Genomic DNA, 18,314 nt, shown 5'->3' with positions numbered 1-18,314 from the left:
GCACCAACTCCAGCGTGTCAGACAATCGCCTCATCGCGGTTGGCGTACCATTCGAACATGGGGCCCTATCGGCTCGATCACAAACTCATCCCCCACGACCACAAACCCATACCGTTCATACAGACTACGCGCTCGCACCCGCGCAAGACACCAAACCAGCTCCACTCGGTTTCGACGCGTAGCGTCAGGCTCTGACCCGGGGTCAAGACCGAGCAACACCTCCAGGATGGCCGAGCCCACCCCAAGGCCCCGATACGATCCCTCAACGGCCATACCGCGCAGTCGACGTGCCATTTGATGCTCGTAGGCCTCTGGAATAAGGCTGCCAACGCCGACTACCTCGCCATCATGCCAGGCGAGTGCGTGGAGCGCATCGGGTGCCTCGTCGCCTGGAAAGTACGCGGTGGAACGATCCTGTCCAGCTCGCAGGATGCGCGCACGCAACTCAATCACCTCCGGTGTTACATGGCCCAGTTCAACGGTGACTCGCAGCCGAGCGCTCATACTCCGAGCGCCTCAGCCATGAGCGATATCGGATGTGTGACCTGAACCTCGTCACCGAGCAACGAACCCAGCTGGATCGCACAACCTGGGTTGGCAGAGACCATCAGATCCCTACCGGTCGCGAGGATTGCATCGCGTTTAGCCTCACCGACCTGGCGAGCCAGATCGGGCTGCATGATCGAATAGAGACCGCCGGCGCCACAGCAATTGGGTCCACCCACCACCTCAACCTCGAGGCCGCTGATGCGCGCAAGGACGTTGATGGGATCTTGTCTGATCCCCTGGGCAAAAGCGAGATGGCACGGCTCCTGATAAAGGATGGAGCGATCCATGGTCATGTAGTGACCAACGGGTTCGAAACGCGCAAGGTACTCCATGACATCAACCACCTGATCGGCGAAGCGCGCCGCGAGCGGGTCACCATCAAGCAACTCACCATAGTCCTTCATCATCGCTCCACACCCAGCCGAATTGGTGACAATCGCGTCAACGCCTCCAACGTCAAGAGCAGCGATCAACGCCGACGCGTGTCGTCTCGCTGACCGACGACGGCCCGCGTGCGAGGCAAGTGCGCCGCAACACCCCTGCTCCCGTGGCACGATCACCGAGATCCTCTCGGCATTGAGCACACGAACCGTGTCTGCGTTCACCCCAGCAAAAAGTACGGCTCCGATACATCCAGCCAACAGGACGACTCGACCTCGCTCGTTGGCGACCATGGAGGTCTCGATCGGCTCTGACGCTTGGGGCTTAATAGTCGATGCCTGTTTGACAACGGTCTCGATGGGGCCAAGGCGGCCCAAAGCGCTACGCACGAGATGAGAACGCCCCGCGACATTGGTGACACGTCGAGCCAGAGCCTGGGATGGCCCAACCAAGGGAGCGACCTTGGCTGCAGCCGCGAACGCCGTCGTCAGGCCCACTCGGCTCGCTTTGTCAACCGGTGACCGATTGCTGTTCACCACGCCTCTGGCAAGATCGATCAGCTTGTCATAGCGTACTCCCGAGGGACACGCAGGTACACAGGCTTCACATCCGATACAACGGTCGATGTGGATGCGCATCGCCGAAGAGAGCTCGCCGCGTCTCGCCGCGTCCGCGAGCAACCATATCCTCCCACGAGGCGAGTCGTTCTCCATGCCCGTAACTGCATAGGTAGGGCAAGCAGCGAGGCAAAACCCACAATGGACACAGGGTGCGCTCAAGGACTCAATGGCCTTCGCATCGGTCGCTCGAATCGTCGACGTGTATTCCACTAGCTAAACCTCCCGTCGGGATCAAAAACCTGGGCAATGGCTTGCACGAGAGCACTGGGGCCAGACGTAGTCCCCTGAGGTTGCTGACGATATCGATGCAAAGCTGCGGTGTCTGAGAGGGCCAATGGATTCGGCTCCACGTGGAACCGATCGCTCGACAAAGCAGTCATAACCCCGTTGCTTGCTCGCAGCTCCATACCTGCCCCAGCGCGTGCCAATGATGATCTCATCGGTTCGATTTGTTCGCTAAGCCCAGTGCCCGACAACGTCACCTCCGCAACCCCAGCCCCAAGGTGAACGACATCTCCCAGGATCACACCACAATCTCGGTCGATCTCATCGAGGATCGAGATGAGATGAGAGCTTCTCGCGGTAATGCCGACGACGACCGACCCCACAACCGGACTCTGCGACGCCGTCAACGCTCTCCAGTGGGCGAGCGACTCGTCGTGGTCGAGCACCGTCACCTCCTTGGTGCCCAGACTCGCTTGTAGCCGTGTCACCCTTGACTCAATGACCGCCTGATCACCCTCGATACGGCTAAAGAGCAACCCGCCGGCAAGATCCATCGCACTGAGCGCTACCATTGACCCACGCAGCTTGGTAACGATCTCGTGGACTTCACCGATCGCCACCGATCGATCGCTAGCGTCCCAACTGGCGAGTGCTACTACCAGCGTGCGTTCGGTCGGGGGGAGCGGATGGGTTCGAAACACCACCTCGGTAATGATGCCATAGCGCCCCCTCGCGTTGGTGAAAAGCTTGGCTAAATCGTATCCAGCCACATTCTTGATAACGGTCCCCCCACTATGAGCAACGGTACCATCAGCCAACACGACCGTCATCCCGATGATCTGATCACGCATCGGCCCCCAACGATGAATGAGGCCGCCACGCGCACCAGTAGCGACCATAGCACCCACGGTCCCCGGCTCTGGTCCATCGATGGCTATGCGCTGATGGGTACTGGCTAGCCGAGCCTGGAGCTGATCCCACGCGACGCCCGCTCCAACCGAGACAGAGAAATCCTCCACCCGATGCTCGATTCGATCAAAACCCTGGGTGTTGACGATCACACGATCGTCGAGGGGCTCAAGTTGATTCGTTCCCAATCCTTGGGCTCGAATCTTTATGCCAGGATCGAGCCCTCGTAGCCAAGCCACCAGTTCCCCAATATCTTGTGGGGTCACCAGCTCGACGCCTGGGGCGTCTTGCTCTGGTGATTGCGTAGGCGATGCCTTGGAGATTGACGTCGTAGCCTGGGTCGACTTGGCCCTCGTTTGCTTGGTTTTGGCCGTACCAGCGCTCGCCTGATTGGCTCTGGGGCCCTGGCCTTGGGACTTGTTTACCATCGAGGTAGCACCGCCTTGGCTCTTGTCTCCATAGCCGCCGTGGCGGGTGTCGTCAACGGCGCGCGGTCGGCATCAATCACGTACATTACCCAGCTCCCTTACTTGTCCAACCGCCTCGCACGCGCTGAGCCATGGCCCAGGGGGTCGGGGGCTCCACTGGTCATATGGCCCTGGGCACAAACAGGCCACTGGGCTGGCGAGCTCAACATTTGGGCCTCGACTCCCACTGCATCTCGACTCCCAGGGCCGCAGCACCAACATCACCAACGCTCACCGAGGCCGGCTTCTTCGAGTGGATGGGGGACATAACGACCCGGACGCTCGCCACAGAGCCGAGGTGTCGGCAAGAGCTTGCCACGATTGCAGTGTCCGAGTGGATCAAAGGCGCCTCGCAGTCGTCCAAAAGTCACAAGATCATCATCGGAAAACATCTCAGGCATATGACAGACCTTGTCCACACCAATACCGTGCTCGCCGGTGAGCGAGCCACCCTCATCAAGGCAGAGCGTCAAGATCTGCGCCGCCACCTGTTCGGCGAGCTGCTCCTGTCCTGGCACCGCCGGGTCATAGGTGACCAGCGGATGTAGGTTGCCATCACCAGCGTGAAAGACATTTAAGATCGCGAGCTGCGCCGTCTCGCCAAGGCGACCGATACCCTCGAGTATGCGAGGTAACGAGGATCGTGGCACAACCCCATCTTGAACAATGTACGCGGGCGCCACCCTCCCGGCTGCTGCAAACGCCGCCTTGCGTGCCAACCACATCAACGCCCGCTCACGTTCATCGGCTGCCTCCCAGACCTTGGTAGAGCCATGTTCGGCCATGAGCAGACGAACCGCCTCAAACTCGGCCAGCACCTCATCAGCCTCGCCATCGAGTTCAAGCAACAGACAGCTGGTGGCCGAGACGTCAAGCCCAGCTCCGGTGGCACGTTCGCACGCCTCGATGGCAAGATGATCCATCATCTCAATGGCGGCCGGGGTAATCCCCCGGGCCACCACATCGCTGACCGCTTGCGCCGCCTCGGCCACCGAGTCGAAGTAGGCCACCAGGGTACGACGAAGCTCAGGGAGCACCAACAGCCGACAGACGATTCTCGTGACGATACCGAGGGTCCCCTCCGATCCAATGACCACACCACGCAGATCGGGCCCGGGTGCATCCATCGACTCGCCTCCCAGCCAGACCAGTTCACCAGTTGGGGTCAAAAGCTCTACCCCAAGCACGTGATGGGTGGTAAAGCCATACTTGAAACAATGGGCTCCACCGGAGTTCTCCGCGACGTTGCCACCGATACTGCAGGCAATCTGAGACGATGGATCCGGTGCAAAGTAGAGGCCATAGGTTGCGACCGCCTTTGAAAGGTCGAGGTTCACCACACCCGGCTCCACGACGGCGATCTGTGCGAAGGCATCGACTTCGAGAATGTGGTTCAGCCGCGCCGTCACCACCAGCACACCCTCCTCATCGGGGAGCGCGCCGCCAGAAAGCCCGGTTCCCGCTCCTCTCGCTACCCACGGCAACCCAGCGTCGATCACCGCACGCACCGCCGTTACCAGCTCGTCACGGGTATCGGGGACGATCACGAGCTCGGGTACCGCCCGATGACTGGTGAGTCCGTCACAGCTATAAGCGCTGCGTTCGTGAGCCTCTAGGATTATTGAAGTCGAGGAGATTGTGGAGCGCAGGCTCGTCACGAGTTTGTCAATCTGCGGGGTCGCCACGATCGATCACCTCTCTTCCTGGGACGCTCGGTTGACGGGTTGTCCACCAAGCGGGCGGCCATAACGTCAGTATAGAACGAAAGGAATTTGCCATGAAAGCCATGATTACTGGTGCCAGCTCTGGAATCGGGGAGGCGATCGCCATCAACCTGCACGAACTCGGCTACGAAGTCCTTATCACCGGCCGACGCCAGGATCGTCTCACCCATCTCGCGAATCGCCTTGGCAACGAGCGTGTCACCACCAAGGTGCTCGATGTCACCGACAACGCTCAGATCAACGAGGTGGTGGCGCTCGCTGGCGAGGTCGATGTCCTTGTCAACAACGCCGGTGGAGCCCTTGGGCTCGCCAACGCGCAGGAGTCAGAACTATCTGACTGGTTGACGATGATTGCAACCAACGTCACAGGGCTGACGGTCCTTACCCATGCCTTGCTCCCCCAGATGGTTCGCCGCGGCTCCGGTATCATTATCAACCTCGGATCAGTTGCTGGCGAGTTCCCCTATCCCGGCGGTAACGTCTACGGTGCAGCTAAGGCCTTTGTCCGTCAGTTCAGCTTGAACCTCAAGGCTGACCTCGCGGGCACCGGTGTCAAGGTGACCGACATCGAGCCGGGGCTGGTCGGGGACACCGAGTTCTCGTTGGTGCGATTCAACAACGACGAGGCACGGGCCGCCAGCGTCTATGCGAACATGACGCCACTGAATCCCAACGACATCGCCGACCTAGTGCGCTACATCGTCACCCTGCCCAGCCACGTCAACATCAACACCGTTTCACTGATGCCGGTAGATCAGGGCTTTGGTCCCTTCAATGTCACCCGCCATGAGCATTGAGCGTTGTGACCCAAGGGCCAGATGCATCCAACTGGTGCCCCATCACTACCATCGTTGTCCGACCCTCAACCAAGACTGTCCCTAGCAAGACCGATCGCCCCGGTCATCCTGGCCGAACGATCGTTGACCAAGAATCGGTCAACCACAACGAGGGCTAGCAGAGGAGGAGTAAATGGCGAGCGCCAGGCTTAGTGGTGGCCACCAGCGAGACCATCAGCGCGAATGGACCGCGACGATGGGGGGCCATCGAACCCCAAGTGGTGTCGTAACACCCCACGACGACAATTTCTCAATCCAGACAACGCTTATAGATCGCCAGGCGACCGAAGACCAGCAGGCCCTAGCACTCAGTGGAGCCGCCACTCTCGCTCGTGGCGCTGGTGATCGGCCACAACCGGAGGAGCCAGATCCTTATCGAACCTGCTTTGAACGAGACCGAGACCGAATCCTGCACTCAAGTGCCTTTCGTCGCTTAGCGGGCAAGACGCAGGTCTTCATCTTCCCGGCCGACCATCAGCGTACCCGACTCACCCACGCCCTTGAGGTAGCCCAGATCGCCGTGGCGATCGCCCGTCGCCTTCGGCTGAATGCCGATCTCACGGAGGCGATTGCCCTTGGCCATGACTGTGGACACGGTCCAGGAGGTCATGCCAGCGAGGTCGCACTTGAGCCCTTCCTCGAGGATGGATTCGATCACGCCCCTTGGGGGGCCCACGTCACGCTGGCTCAGCTCAATCTGTGTCGGGAGACCACCGACGGAATTGCCAACCACTCGTGGTCACGACCACGACCGACAACGCCAGAGGGCGAGGTTGTCGCCCTCGCCGATCGGATCGCCTACTGTGCCCACGATCTCGAAGACGCCATCGGAGCGGGCATCTTGCCACGCCACCAGGTCCCCCGCGACCTAACCCAATTGATCGGGGATCATCGCAACCAACAGCTGGACTTCTTCATCACCGACGTCATCACCACGACGCTCACCACCGATATCATCGGCCTGAGCACGACCGCCGGCGAGGCGCTGGCGACCCTCCGATCCTTCAACTACACCAACATCTACACATCCGACGCGTCAACGGCGCAAAGCGAGGCCGTCATCGCCCTCCTGCAATCGCTCACCGACTACCTGATCGCTCACCCATCATCACTTCCCGAATATGACGAGTCGGCATCGCTCCCCTTCCAAGCCGTCGCCTACGTCGCCGGCATGACCGATCGCTTTGCCTTCGCACTCGCCCACGAGCTGATCGGCTGGCCGACCGACCGGCTACCGATGGGGATCGACCTTCACCATTAATGCTGATCTCGATGGCCGGAGCAACGACACCAGCAACCTCTCACAACGCTGGCACCCGTTCGACTCAAAGCCATTGGTGACCTACTCGTCCGAGGCATGATGGCATGAGGGGCACCAGGCGAACCATCCGGTTGCTCGTCATCGCACAAAGAGTCAACACGACGATAGAGTCCCATGCAAGAAGCGATCAAGCCTCGCTCGTTGCATCCAATGGCGGCTGCGCAGCCCAGTCATCTGAGCCAACCACCAGCAAGCCGCTTCCAGAGCCCCTCAGGTGCCGAAATCGAAACCCACACCAAAGGTCTCCCTGTGCTATTGGGTGCCGAGTAGTATGGCCTCAAGGGCGGCGGCGCACACCTCGGTGCCCAACGGGTTCAACTGAGACACGTTGAACTGAGATACCAAGCATGCACCGCGAGCTAGAGTGTTGCGCAGAGGGGAGATCTATGCATTCGTTCCAAGATCCGTTGCGGCGTGCAGTGAGTATCGCCCCAGACAAGACCGCGATCGTCTGCGGGGATCACCACTATAGCTTTGGTGAGCTCAATACCAGGGTCCATCGATTGAGCGCCGTTCTTCAGAGTTTTGGTCTGGCGCCGGGTGATCGGGTCGCCATCATTGCCAACAACTGCCATCGTTACGTCGAGGTCTATCTTGGTGTCCCCGCCAATGGCCTTGTTCTGGTACCCTTGAGCACTCGTTCGACCATGGCTGAAATCGCCTTTGCACTCGCTGATGCTGAGGTCAAGGTGGTCATCACCGACCGCGATCTTTCGTCAATCGCCGACATGATCCCCCATCTGATCGCGATTCCAGACGCCTACGATAGCGCGATCGCCACCGCAGAGGCCGCCGACTTTCTCATGAAACCGGATGAGGAGACACTCGCCGGTCTCTTTTATACCGGAGGAACAACCGGACGATCAAAGGGAGTCATGCTCACCCATGGCAACCTCCTTGCCAACGCGTGGACCGCGATCGCGTGGGCACATCTGTCAGAGGAGGATCGTTGGCTGGTGATGGCTCCGATGTTTCACGCCGCCGGCACCTGCTTGGTGCTCGCCTCAGTTTGGCTCGGTGCTACCCAAATTATGCTGGGTGCTTTCTCGCCTGAACACGCGCTTGACCTCATCGCCACCGAGCGAGCCACCGGTACGCTTGCAGTTCCAACGATGATGCTCGCCATGAACGACGTCATGGCCACCGCGCCGCGTGACGTTACCTCACTGCGGCTCCTGAGCCATGGCGCATCACCCGCACCGCTTGAAATCCTAAAAATCAGCCATCACCACTTCCCGTCAGCCGAGCTCCTCCACCTCTATGGAACGACGGAGACCTCTCCCATCGCATCCATCTTTCCTCATGAAGAGCTCCACCTCTACGACGAACTCGCTGGGTCGATCGGCGTACCGGCGGTTGGCGTCAACGTCACCGTACTCGATCCCGACGACCAAGAGCTCCCCCCGGGTCAGGTTGGTGAAATCGCCATCCAAGGCAACAACGTCATGCGAGGCTACTGGAACCTTCCGGAGGAGTCGGCCCGAGCGCTGCGCGCCGGCTGGTATCACACGGGCGATCTGGGCTATCGAAATCCAAGCGGGCATCTCTTCCTGATCGACCGACTCAAAGACATGGTGGTCACCGGTGGAGAGAACGTCTACACCATCGAAGTCGAGGATGCGCTGTACCGGCACCCCAAGGTACAGGAGGCCGCCGTCTTCGGAATCCCCGACCCCAAGTGGGGTGAGGCGGTCCATGCCGTCGTTGTGCCCCGTGAGGCGGTCACGCCCGACGAACTCGTTGCCTTCCTGCGTACCCAGATCGCGAGCCACAAGGTGCCAAAGAAGATCGATCTGCGCGCCGAACCACTGCCCAAGTCCGGGGCTGGCAAGGTTCTCAAACGCGATCTACGCGAACCGTTTTGGGAAGGTCACGCTACCCGCATCGGCAACTAGTGTGAGCTGAGCAACGTGAGCAAAGGAGCGCACTGTGGAGTTTCTCGGCAACCATCTTCTGTCGGTTGACCAGCTCAATCGCGACGACATCGCTAAGGTCACCGAAGTCGCCAGACGGCTCGCCCCAGTTGCGCGTCGAGACAAGATCACACGTGTACTCGAAGGCGCCGTGTTGATGAACCTCTTTCTCGAGGCGAGCACGAGAACTCGCCTCAGCTTCGGCGCCGCCTTTTCACGACTCGGAGGCTCGGTACAGGAGACGGTGGGGCTCACTTTCTCATCGATGGCCAAAGGTGAATCCATCGCTGATACCGCCCGAGTGATCAGCGGGTACGCCGATATCATGGCGGTGCGACACCCCGAAGCTGGGTCCGTGGCCCAGTTCGCACAGGCGTCACTGGTTCCAGTGATCAACGCCGGAGACGGTGCCGCCGAGCACCCAACCCAAGCGCTCCTCGACATCTTCACCATCGAAGAGGAGTTCGCGGTCCATGGCAAAGGACTTGATGGGGCTCACATTCTCTTCGTCGGTGACCTCAAATACGGCCGAACGGTGCACTCGTTGATGAAGCTACTCAGCCTGTTCGACCACATGACCTTCAGTCTGCTCGCACCCGACCTGTTGCGGATGCCCACCTCGATTATCGAGTATGCCGAGACACGTGGGCATAAGGTGATTGAATTCAACCAGATCCCTAACGAGCCAGATACCGTCGACGTGATCTACACGACACGAATCCAACGTGAGCGGCTCCAGGGTGAGCAGATCGAAGGCTATAGTCAGGACTTTCACGTGAATCGTCTCTTCGTTGACCACCTCGGAGGACCAAGGGCCATCGTCATGCATCCCCTCCCCAGAGACGCTACCGCTGGCTCCAACGACCTGAGCACCGATCTTGACCACGACCCTCGGCTGGCGATCTTTCGTCAAACCGATCGCGGGATACCGATCCGCATGGCCCTGTTTTGCCTGATCCTCGGTGTTGGTGACGCCATCGAATCCACCTTCCGGGACGCCGACTGGCATCGACCGACCCCCGAGACCGTGTGGCCCTGATCACGCGGTGAACCACCGGCGTGATAATTTGATCTCCCCCATGCGCACCGATCAGGGTCTACCGTCCCCGACGCGAGCGACGTGGTACTCCTCGCCAGAGAGATCCAGCAATCCCGCGCCCATCACCGAGCTCATTCGCTTGACCCCATGTACACACAAGAGCTAGATCACCCATGAATCGTCAGGGCTCGTTTGTCAGGACTTGTTTGTCAGGACTGGGCCCAAGCTTGGCTATCGCGAAGCTATGGTTAGCGTGCCCGACGGAACACCGCTGCAATTCCTTGACCAACTCCGATGCACATGGTGACGAGCGCGAGGTCGAGGTCTCGTTCTTTCAGCTCGGTCGCGGCGGTAAGGGCCAGGCGGGCTCCACTGGCACCTAGTGGATGCCCAAGAGCGATTGCCCCACCATTTGGGTTGACCCAGTCAGCATCGTCTGGTAAGCCGAGTTGACGCAGACAGGCAAGTGACTGCGCCGCAAACGCCTCGTTGAGCTCAATCACCCCAAAGTCGGTGATCGTAAGGTTGAGTCGCTCCATCATCTTCTTGGACGCTGGAACCGGCCCGATCCCCATGATACGTGGTGGAACCCCAGCGGTTGCTCCACCAACCACCTCGACCAACGGCGTGAGTCCAAACCGATCGAGCACTGCCTCACTGACGACCAACAGGGCCGCGGCCCCATCGTTGAGACCGCTGGAGTTGCCTGCGGTCACCGTGCCATTCGCACGAAAAGCCGGGCGGAGCTGGCCGAGCTTGTCCATGGAACTCAAGCGGGGATGTTCATCGATGTCGACGACCACCGTCTCGCGACGCCCCTTGACCTCGACAGGAATGATCTCTCGCGCCAACCGACCGTTCTCTTGAGCCTTTGCGGTGCGCTCCTGGGAACGCATCGCGAAGGCATCCTGATCGTCTCGTGCAATCGAGAACTCCTCGGCGACGTTTTCTGCCGTCTCTCCCATCGAGTCCACCCCAAACTCTGCGCGCAGCCGATCGTTGACAAAACGCCAACCCAGGGTGGTGTCGTACACCTCCATCGATCGATCGAAGGCGCTCGTGGCCTTGCCCATGACAAAGGGGGCTCGTGACATCCCTTCGACCCCACCAGCGATCACAATCTCGCCGTCTCCACTTTGGATGAGTCGAGAGGCAGTCAGGATCGCTTCAAGTCCCGATCCACAGAGCCGGTTCACGGTGACTCCCGGGGTGTTGACACCGAGCCCTGCGAGCAACGACGCCATGCGAGCCACGTTGCGGTTGTCCTCTCCCGCCTGATTGGCACACCCGAGCATCACCTCATCGACCTGGTCCTTGACCATCGGATAGCGGGCCACCAGCTCGCCGATGGCGATCGCCGCCAAATCGTCGGTCCGAACCGAGGAGAGTGCTCCTCCATATCGTCCAAAAGGCGTACGCACTCCACCAACCACAAAAGCTCTTGCCATGTTCATGTCTCCTTTCAAACTTCGACTCGCCGAAGCGTTCAATCCTCCTCTAGCACCGGTTCACTCAACGACCGAGAGCGTCCATGGAAGAGCGCGACGATATCGCCATCGCGCTCAATCTTGATGTCGTAGAGACCATTACGTCCAAATCGGGTCACCTCGTGCGCGATCGCAAGCAGGAGATCACCGCGATGCACGGGTGCCACAAACTCCACCGACGCACTCTGGGCGACGGTCACACAATTGTAGGTGTTGCAGGCGAACGCGAAGGCCGTGTCGGCGAGCAAGAAGATGTAGCCCCCATGACAGATCCGATGTCCGTTGACCATCGTATCGGTCACCTCCATCGTCATGCGAGCCGTCCCAGGGCCGACACCGACGAGTTGAATGCCAAGTGCCTGGGATGCGAGATCACGCGCATACATCGCGGCCGCGCAAGCGTCAGCCAAATCCTGATCGGTCACGAATCCACCTCCAAATGTGTCTCGCATCGTACTCGGGCGACGCCTCCAGCGACAAAACAGGTCACCACTCGAATGTACTCTGCCAGATCCAGTCTTCCCGGTCCTTCGCCAAACCAGCGGGCATTCCAGTTCAAAATACCAAACGTCGACATCGTCAGCGCCTTGATCGTCGCCTCATCGAGGCCCTCACCAAGGCTTGCCACAATCGCCTCCATGATGCGGACCACCTGGCGTTCGTTGTCGCGGATGATCTCCTGATCATCCAATGGTAGACGAGCCAGATCGTTGATCTGGGCCTGATGATAGGCGTCAGCGTCGCGATAGAGCACCAGTACCGCTTCAATCACCCGCTGAAGCTGTTCGACCGGGCCACCTGGCTCACCGGCAGCAGCTCTCACCGTTGCCAACAACCGCTGCGAGTAGCCGAGCAACGCCTCAGCAAGAATCGCCTCCTTGGTCGGAAAGTAATGATAAATACCAGCCTTGGAGAGGCCCACGTGATGGGCCAGATCGTTCATTGAGGTGCCATCGAAGCCGTGCAATGCAAAGCGGTTCACCGCCAGGCGCGCGATCTCATGACGTCGCTCATCGGAAAGAGATTCTGACAAACGTTAACACCCTTCAAAACGAGGTTCACGCCGCTCGATGAAGGCGCGAATGCCCGCCTGGTAGTCGGCCGTGGTCGCACAACGGCCCTGCTCGATAGCTTCAAGATCGAGAATACGCCGAAGCCGGGGCAGCCGCTCGGTATTGAGGATGCGTTTGGAGGCCAAGAACGCCTGTGTCGGTCCATTGGCAAGGTGGCCAACGATTCGGTCAAGCTCTTCATCAAAGCGGGCATCGTCGATCACCCGAGAGGCCAAGCCATACTCGAAGGCCTGGTTGCCGTCGATGAGCTCGCCCAACAAGATGAGGCCAAAAGTCCTCGGAACGCCGAGGTTGGCAAAAAAGTAATGGCCACCCGAGTCCAGGACCGCCCCGATCCGGCCAAAGGGTGAGCCCCAACGGCTCGAGGTGGTGGTGATCACAAGATCACAGGCAAGTGCTAGCCCAAGACCGGTTCCAAGCACCGCGCCGTGCGCCGCAGCAACGGTGATGGTCTCCAAGCTGGCGAGGCGCACAATCAATGGGTTGTACCAATCTGCGAGGATGGCGTGCGCATCCTCGGCCTCCGGATTCGCCTCACCGAGGTCCCGACCGGCACAAAACGCCCGACCGAGGCCACCGAGGACAAGGACCCGCGGAGGGTTTTCGGTGAGCTCATCCAACGCGCGGTTGATGGCTGTTACCATCTCCTCGGTTGTCGCGTTGAGCGTCTGTGGGCGATTGAGCCACAGCCAGGCGATGTCGTCATGGTGATCGAAGACTACGACCTCGGTGCTGACACGCTCATTCGGCAGCGTGCGTTCAAAGGCCATAGGGAGCAACCTCCGCGGCCACGAGCACCTTGAGAACGCTGGTACACACGAGAACGGCATCCTGATTAAAGACCTGCCAGCGCAACGAGACGACACCCCGGTCGCCACCCTTGTCATCCTTGGCCACGACCTCGGCCTCAAGATGGATCGTGTCGCCGACGAAGGTAGGGTGCGGATACCGGATTGCATCCGATCCATAGTTGGCGATGATCGCCGTTGAATCGGCAGGCACCCCTAATCCAGTGGCCATTGCAAAGACCATGATGCCGGGAGCAACAATGCGACCAAACATCGACGCTCGGGCCGCCTCGGCATCGGTGTGGAGATAGAACCAGTCGCCCGTCAGTGCGCACCAGTTTGTGATGTCACCATCGGTGATGGTACGTCCGCGCGTCACCTGACGCTCGCCAATCTCAATCACGTCATAACCCTTGTAGAGAATCGGATACCGCTCCGAAAGCTCGACGTTGCGCATCACATCACCTTTCGCCGTCTTGTTCCTAACCACACCTCACGTTAACTGATGCACGGATCACCCACGAACGCTAGCGGAAAACCGCTGATCGCCCCGTCATTCTCTCGCACGAGCCCCCCTTGGCCCGTCGTTAGTACCTATTCATCGAGCCTTAATCAACCTTCTAGCCTCGACTCTGTCGGGTCAGACAAGCGTCTTAGGAAGAACGCCGTTCGAGAAATGAGCGCATACGTTCGCGCTTGGCATCGGATTCAAACAGGATCGCTTGGCCGAGTATGTCGATCAGTTGTGACGATGGGCGGACCCCTGAACCCAAGGCGAGCTTGGTGATTTCAAGCGCTCGCCACGGCTTGGTGCCCATCTGTTGGGCCCAGTGTTGGGCTAGGGCCACCGGCTCCTCGACGAGCTCGTCGACAAGTCCGACCGCCAAGGCCCGATCAGCATCGATCACCTCTCCGAGATACAGCATACGACGGGCCAAGCCCAATCCCACGAGCTCTGGCAAGCGCCAGTTGCCTCCTGCTCCCGCCAGGATACCAAGCCCAAGCTCTGGTTGGGCGAACCGGGCTCGAGGAGATGCGATGCGCAGGTCACAGGCGAGAGCGCACTCAAGGCCGCCGCCAAAGGCAGGTCCGTCGATGGCTGCGATCGTCGGCCAACGCCAGCTAGCAATCGCGTCAAAGAGCTCAACATTGATGGCGCGAAACGCCTCCTCTTCACCCCTGGCGTCGAGTTCAGCGATGTCCGCTCCAGCAATAAACATGTTCGGGTTCGCCGATGTGATGATCAAGACTGCTGGCTTATGCCGATGTTCTTCGATCACCGCGCGCAGCTGGCTCACCAGCACGAGCGAGAGCGCATTGCGCTTATCAGGTCGGTTGAGACCGATCGTTACCAGACCTTCGGAACGTGTGACGACCACAAAATCCGTTGCCGTCATTGCTGGCCACCGACCTTTGGAGCCCGCTCGAAGTCGTCGAGCCTCCAGTCGACGTCTCCACGCAGCAGGTGTCCCAATCGAGCCATACCTCTATGGCAGGCCCCACCCTGACCTCGATCACCAAACAAAGAAGCCTCGCCCGGACTTTTTCCCGAGGTTGCCAGCCTCCACCATAGAGACGAGCAGCGGTGGTGGTGAGAATCGAGGACCGAGCTGATGTTCAAGGTAACGAGCGATCGCGAGGCGCACGTCGAGGCCCACCAGATCGGTGAGGCGCAGCGGCCCAATCGGGTGCTTGTACCCAAGCACCATCGCCTGATCGATGTCCTCGGCGTTCGCCACGCCCTCCTCAAGCATGCGAATAGCCTCAAGTCCCAGCGCCACGCCGAGCCGAGAGGTCGCAAACCCGGGCACATCCTTGACGACGATTGAAACCTTGCCGAGCAGCTCTGCGAGCTCGCGAAAGTAGGCAACGCTACGGTCACTCGTGAGAGGACCGACGACGATCTCGATCAACGACGACGCAGGCACCGGATTGAAGAAATGGACGCCACCGATGTTCTCGGCCCCAACAAGGCCCTCTTGGAGGCTACGGATCGCAATCGAGGACGTGTTCGAACCGATCGGTAACGTCTCGGGGACCACCTTTCGAACCCGCGATATCACATCGCGCTTGAGTTCGACGATCTCTGGAACGCTCTCGATCACCAGCGATGAATCGACTAAGGCCTCGTAATCGGCGGTTACGGTCAAGTGCGAATCGATCACATCTGGACTGAGTTCGACAAAGCCCCGCTCGCGCGCTCGATTGACGGTGGCGCAAATACGATCCCTGGCTCGATCAGCGGCGTCCGCCTTTGCCTCAACGACGGTGGCGCAATGTCCCGACATCAAGACCTGGACGGCGATGGAGGAACCCATGGTTCCTCCGCCGACGATCCCGACCGCAACCTTCTCTTGGTCTAAAAGACCGGAATGATCTCGTCCCAATTTACGTCCGTGACCTCCTCCCCAGAGATGCCAACCTCAGGGATCGCTGGGAACGGAATATCATAACGCTCCAAGACACCCTTGACGTTGAGCATGGCCTGTCGCCAATTCTCTAGCTTCTCATCGTAGGTGGCGATGCCGAGTCCCGCTGCACGGGCCACCTCTTCGATCTCTCGCTGGGTGGCGATGAAGTCATCAGGCAGGTCCCAGAAGTCGGAGGGTGGTTCAAAGAGAACGCCCGAGAGGAAGACGTAGCCAGCACGAATCTGCTTGGTGACGATCGAACGATCCTCATCGCTGATCTTGGGGTAATCTCGCTCCATCAGCGATAGACAGATCGCCATGTGGCGACCTTCGTCACGCCCAATCGCTCGGAAGGCTTCCTTGAAGACTGGGATTGTGGTATGAGTGTACATGTAATGGAAGAGCGTTGAGGACGCCACCTCGCCCATCAAGAACGAGCTAAAAAGCACCGCCATCGAGTACCGCGGGACAGCTTTCTTATAACCGTTCCAGTAACGAGCGCCGTTGTGATAGAGCCACTCGACATTGCGCTTGGCTCGACGTCCCAAGTCAGACTCAGGCTCGTACTGAAGAGGACCGCCTGGCGTCAGCAACGAAATGGCCTTGCCACAGACGATCTCGTGATTCTGCTCGTCGCGTGTTATCGAGAAAAACGCTCGACGCACGGGATCCTCCTCGTGGATCTCGTAGGCGTGCACCAGCGCTGTCGCAAAAACTGGCGGGGCTGAGGCATCAAAGACTGAGAGCAACGAGAACCAGTACGCGACCGCCTCGCGCTCTGCGGCCGACAGCTGCTCGGGGTGAAGCCCGTCCCATGGGAGTCTGGCTGGATCCCAATACTCCTTCTGCGCCGATGCCCAGATCTCATCGAGCTTGGTGGTCTGGGACTCCCAAGAGAGCGGAAAGACATTCGGTTGCTCAATTGGCGGCGGAAACTCCATCGAAGTTCCAAAACCTTCGTGTGCCTGTGCCATATGATTCCCCTTTCACACATCGACCGACCATTCGGTCGGTTGACTACAATAGTAGCACATACCTGTGTTGATAGGTAGCGTTCTTGGCAACCGCCATACGTCGCGAACCTAAACGCTCCAACCAACCGGTGTATTGCCTTGTTGACTAGCGAGACTGTGGACTAGCGATAGTGTGCGCTAGCAATATATTGTGTGCCAGCGAGATTTGAGGAGGGATCATGTCCGTCATTAAGCTCTACCCATCGGGTCATGAGATTCCCTGCCCGGACGGCATGACTGTCCTGGCTGCGCTCGAAGCCGAAGGCTGGGCGTTACCGAACAACTGCCGGGCGGGAACCTGTGGTGAGTGCAAAGTCAAGGTCCGATCAGGCACCTTCGACCAGGGATTCGTTCTCGATATGGCACTCTCTCAAGAGGAACGCCAACAGGGGTATGGTGCCATGTGCATGGCCAAGCCACTGTCGGACTGCCTCGAGATCGAATGGGGCACCGCTGACGCTAAACCCACCCTCTTCCCACCTCGCGAGCAGGTTCCCCACATCGTTGTGGAGCGACTCGAGCGCACGCCTTCCATTGTGGAGCTGCGCCTGCGTCCCCTCGATGAACCAATTCGGTTCTGGCCTGGCCAGCACATGCAGTTGGGCAACGATCCTCTGTACCCACTGCGCAACTACTCGATGGCCAACGCACCGCGCCCGGACGGCGAACTGATCTTCTACGTCACGCGAGAACCCTTCGGCCAGACCAGCGGCTGGTTGACGTCATCGGTTGGCGTCGGCGATGTCCTCATGGTCAACGGCCCATATGGATCCTTCATCGGTGACCCAGCGATCGCAACACCGGTTGTTCTGATCGCCGGAGGCTCTGGCCTCGCCCCCATCATGTCGCTCACTGAGGCAGCGCTGCGTCGAGGCTTCTTACACCCAGTCAAATTGCTCTTTTCTGCTCGCACCCCGGCTGATGTCTATCCGGTCGGTCAACTCGAGTTCCTCACGCACCGGTACCCTAACTTCACCGTCGAGATCACCTTCACTCGCCATCCCCACGACACCAACTGCACGACCAACGTCCATCACCACGGCCGACTCCCCGGTTTACTTCCATCTATCACGCCCTCACTTAGCGAAGCGACGGTATTCATTGCAGGCAGTGACGCCTTCGTCGCCGACTGCACTCGCGCCGTCCAAACCTTGGGAACAGCGGAGATCTATACGGAACCATTTACCGACCAACAAGGAGATTTGTCTTCGTTGTCGATCCTTGGTTAGTGAGGCATCGAACGAGCCAGGTCTGCGATGAGCGCGTACGACGCCCCCAGTAAGCATGACCATCTGAGGGGCAAGCATCATAGCGCGATCGCTAGGAGGAGGGTGACAACCATCCAGATAACGCAATAGGCCAGGATATCTTGACCTGATTTGGCGACTGGGACTACTTGCGCTGTGGGTGACGATCGAACTCGTGCCGTTGCGCCTTGCCAGTTGCAATCCCACGAAGGATTGACAAGTGCAACACATCCCCGTGTCGGTTGTCCCTATGGACATACCCACACGTTGGATCAGGACATGTTTGGCGCCTGGAGGCCGCGTTGACTGTT

At 59.5% G+C, this 18,314-nt stretch carries 17 protein-coding genes; 5 read left to right on the top strand and 12 right to left on the bottom strand.

All coding sequences use genetic code 11. The annotated features are described in order from the left end of the window. Window positions 1-30: 30 nt before the first annotated feature. From MP439_09335 to MP439_09320, 4 genes are all read right to left on the bottom strand, one after another. Complete coding sequence (locus MP439_09335) at window positions 31-504, bottom strand: GNAT family N-acetyltransferase (protein ID MCI2976262.1); 474 nt, start codon at window positions 502-504, stop codon at window positions 31-33. Beyond that, on the bottom strand, window positions 501-1,760 hold the full coding sequence (locus MP439_09330; protein ID MCI2976261.1) for a 4Fe-4S dicluster domain-containing protein: 1,260 nt from the start codon (window positions 1,758-1,760) through the stop codon (window positions 501-503). Before MP439_09330 ends, MP439_09335 begins: the two co-directional genes overlap by 4 nt. Further along, window positions 1,760-3,112 carry an FAD-binding oxidoreductase gene (locus MP439_09325; GenBank protein ID MCI2976260.1) on the bottom strand — a complete coding sequence of 451 codons (1,353 nt, stop codon included), beginning with the start codon at window positions 3,110-3,112 and terminating at the stop codon, window positions 1,760-1,762. Before MP439_09325 ends, MP439_09330 begins: the two co-directional genes overlap by 1 nt. 260 nt (window positions 3,113-3,372) lie before the next feature. Beyond that, window positions 3,373-4,836: an FAD-binding protein gene (locus tag MP439_09320; GenBank protein MCI2976259.1), complete on the bottom strand. Its 1,464-nt coding sequence runs from the start codon at window positions 4,834-4,836 to the stop codon at window positions 3,373-3,375. A 92-nt stretch (window positions 4,837-4,928) separates the two neighbouring features. On the opposite strand from MP439_09320, the gene MP439_09315 reads away from it, so the two are divergent. The 4 genes from MP439_09315 to pyrB all read left to right on the top strand — a co-directional run bounded on the left by MP439_09315 (window position 4,929) and on the right by pyrB (window position 9,984). Beyond that, window positions 4,929-5,672, top strand: coding sequence for an SDR family NAD(P)-dependent oxidoreductase (locus tag MP439_09315; GenBank protein ID MCI2976258.1), 744 nt, complete (start codon window positions 4,929-4,931; stop codon window positions 5,670-5,672). A 172-nt stretch (window positions 5,673-5,844) separates the two neighbouring features. Then, on the top strand, window positions 5,845-6,972 hold the full coding sequence (locus MP439_09310) for an HD domain-containing protein (GenBank protein MCI2976257.1): 1,128 nt from the start codon (window positions 5,845-5,847) through the stop codon (window positions 6,970-6,972). A gap of 446 nt (window positions 6,973-7,418) precedes the next feature. Continuing rightward, a complete protein-coding gene (locus MP439_09305; protein ID MCI2976256.1) occupies window positions 7,419-8,927 on the top strand; it encodes an AMP-binding protein in 1,509 nt (502 codons plus the stop codon). Window positions 8,928-8,961: 34 nt separating this feature from the next. Then, complete coding sequence (gene pyrB, locus MP439_09300) at window positions 8,962-9,984, top strand: aspartate carbamoyltransferase (protein ID MCI2976255.1); 1,023 nt, start codon at window positions 8,962-8,964, stop codon at window positions 9,982-9,984. 248 nt (window positions 9,985-10,232) lie between these two features. On the opposite strand, the gene pcaF is transcribed toward pyrB, so the two are convergent. The 8 genes from pcaF to MP439_09260 all read right to left on the bottom strand — a co-directional run bounded on the left by pcaF (window position 10,233) and on the right by MP439_09260 (window position 16,717). Then, a complete protein-coding gene (gene pcaF, locus MP439_09295; protein MCI2976254.1) occupies window positions 10,233-11,432 on the bottom strand; it encodes a 3-oxoadipyl-CoA thiolase in 1,200 nt (399 codons plus the stop codon). A gap of 38 nt (window positions 11,433-11,470) precedes the next feature. Then, window positions 11,471-11,896 (bottom strand): hydroxyphenylacetyl-CoA thioesterase PaaI, encoded by a 426-nt coding sequence (gene paaI, locus MP439_09290; GenBank protein MCI2976253.1) that lies wholly within the window; start codon window positions 11,894-11,896, stop codon window positions 11,471-11,473. Next, complete coding sequence (locus MP439_09285; protein ID MCI2976252.1) at window positions 11,893-12,504, bottom strand: TetR/AcrR family transcriptional regulator; 612 nt, start codon at window positions 12,502-12,504, stop codon at window positions 11,893-11,895. Before MP439_09285 ends, paaI begins: the two co-directional genes overlap by 4 nt. Before the next feature lie 3 nt (window positions 12,505-12,507). Continuing rightward, window positions 12,508-13,314, bottom strand: coding sequence for an enoyl-CoA hydratase-related protein (locus MP439_09280; protein ID MCI2976251.1), 807 nt, complete (start codon window positions 13,312-13,314; stop codon window positions 12,508-12,510). Beyond that, on the bottom strand, window positions 13,304-13,789 hold the full coding sequence (locus MP439_09275; GenBank protein MCI2976250.1) for a MaoC family dehydratase N-terminal domain-containing protein: 486 nt from the start codon (window positions 13,787-13,789) through the stop codon (window positions 13,304-13,306). The genes MP439_09280 and MP439_09275 overlap by 11 nt, the downstream gene beginning before the upstream one ends. Before the next feature lie 196 nt (window positions 13,790-13,985). Continuing rightward, entirely contained in the window at window positions 13,986-14,729 is a 744-nt protein-coding gene (locus MP439_09270; GenBank protein MCI2976249.1) for an enoyl-CoA hydratase/isomerase family protein, read from the bottom strand. Window positions 14,730-14,846: 117 nt separating this feature from the next. Beyond that, window positions 14,847-15,719, bottom strand: a complete 873-nt coding sequence (locus MP439_09265) for a 3-hydroxyacyl-CoA dehydrogenase family protein (protein ID MCI2976248.1) — start codon at window positions 15,717-15,719, stop codon at window positions 14,847-14,849. Continuing rightward, the gene (locus tag MP439_09260) at window positions 15,692-16,717 is read right to left on the bottom strand and encodes a hypothetical protein (GenBank protein ID MCI2976247.1); all 1,026 of its coding nucleotides are present in this window, start codon (window positions 16,715-16,717) and stop codon (window positions 15,692-15,694) included. Before MP439_09260 ends, MP439_09265 begins: the two co-directional genes overlap by 28 nt. Before the next feature lie 218 nt (window positions 16,718-16,935). On the opposite strand from MP439_09260, the gene MP439_09255 reads away from it, so the two are divergent. Then, entirely contained in the window at window positions 16,936-17,985 is a 1,050-nt protein-coding gene (locus tag MP439_09255) for a 2Fe-2S iron-sulfur cluster-binding protein (protein MCI2976246.1), read from the top strand. Window positions 17,986-18,314: the final 329 nt, after the last annotated feature.

It is taken from the genome of Ferrimicrobium sp., from assembly GCA_022690815.1.
Taxonomy (GTDB): domain Bacteria; phylum Actinomycetota; class Acidimicrobiia; order Acidimicrobiales; family Acidimicrobiaceae; genus Ferrimicrobium.
Note: the sequence above shows the minus strand (reverse complement) of the source record. Positions and strands in the feature narration are given on the sequence as shown.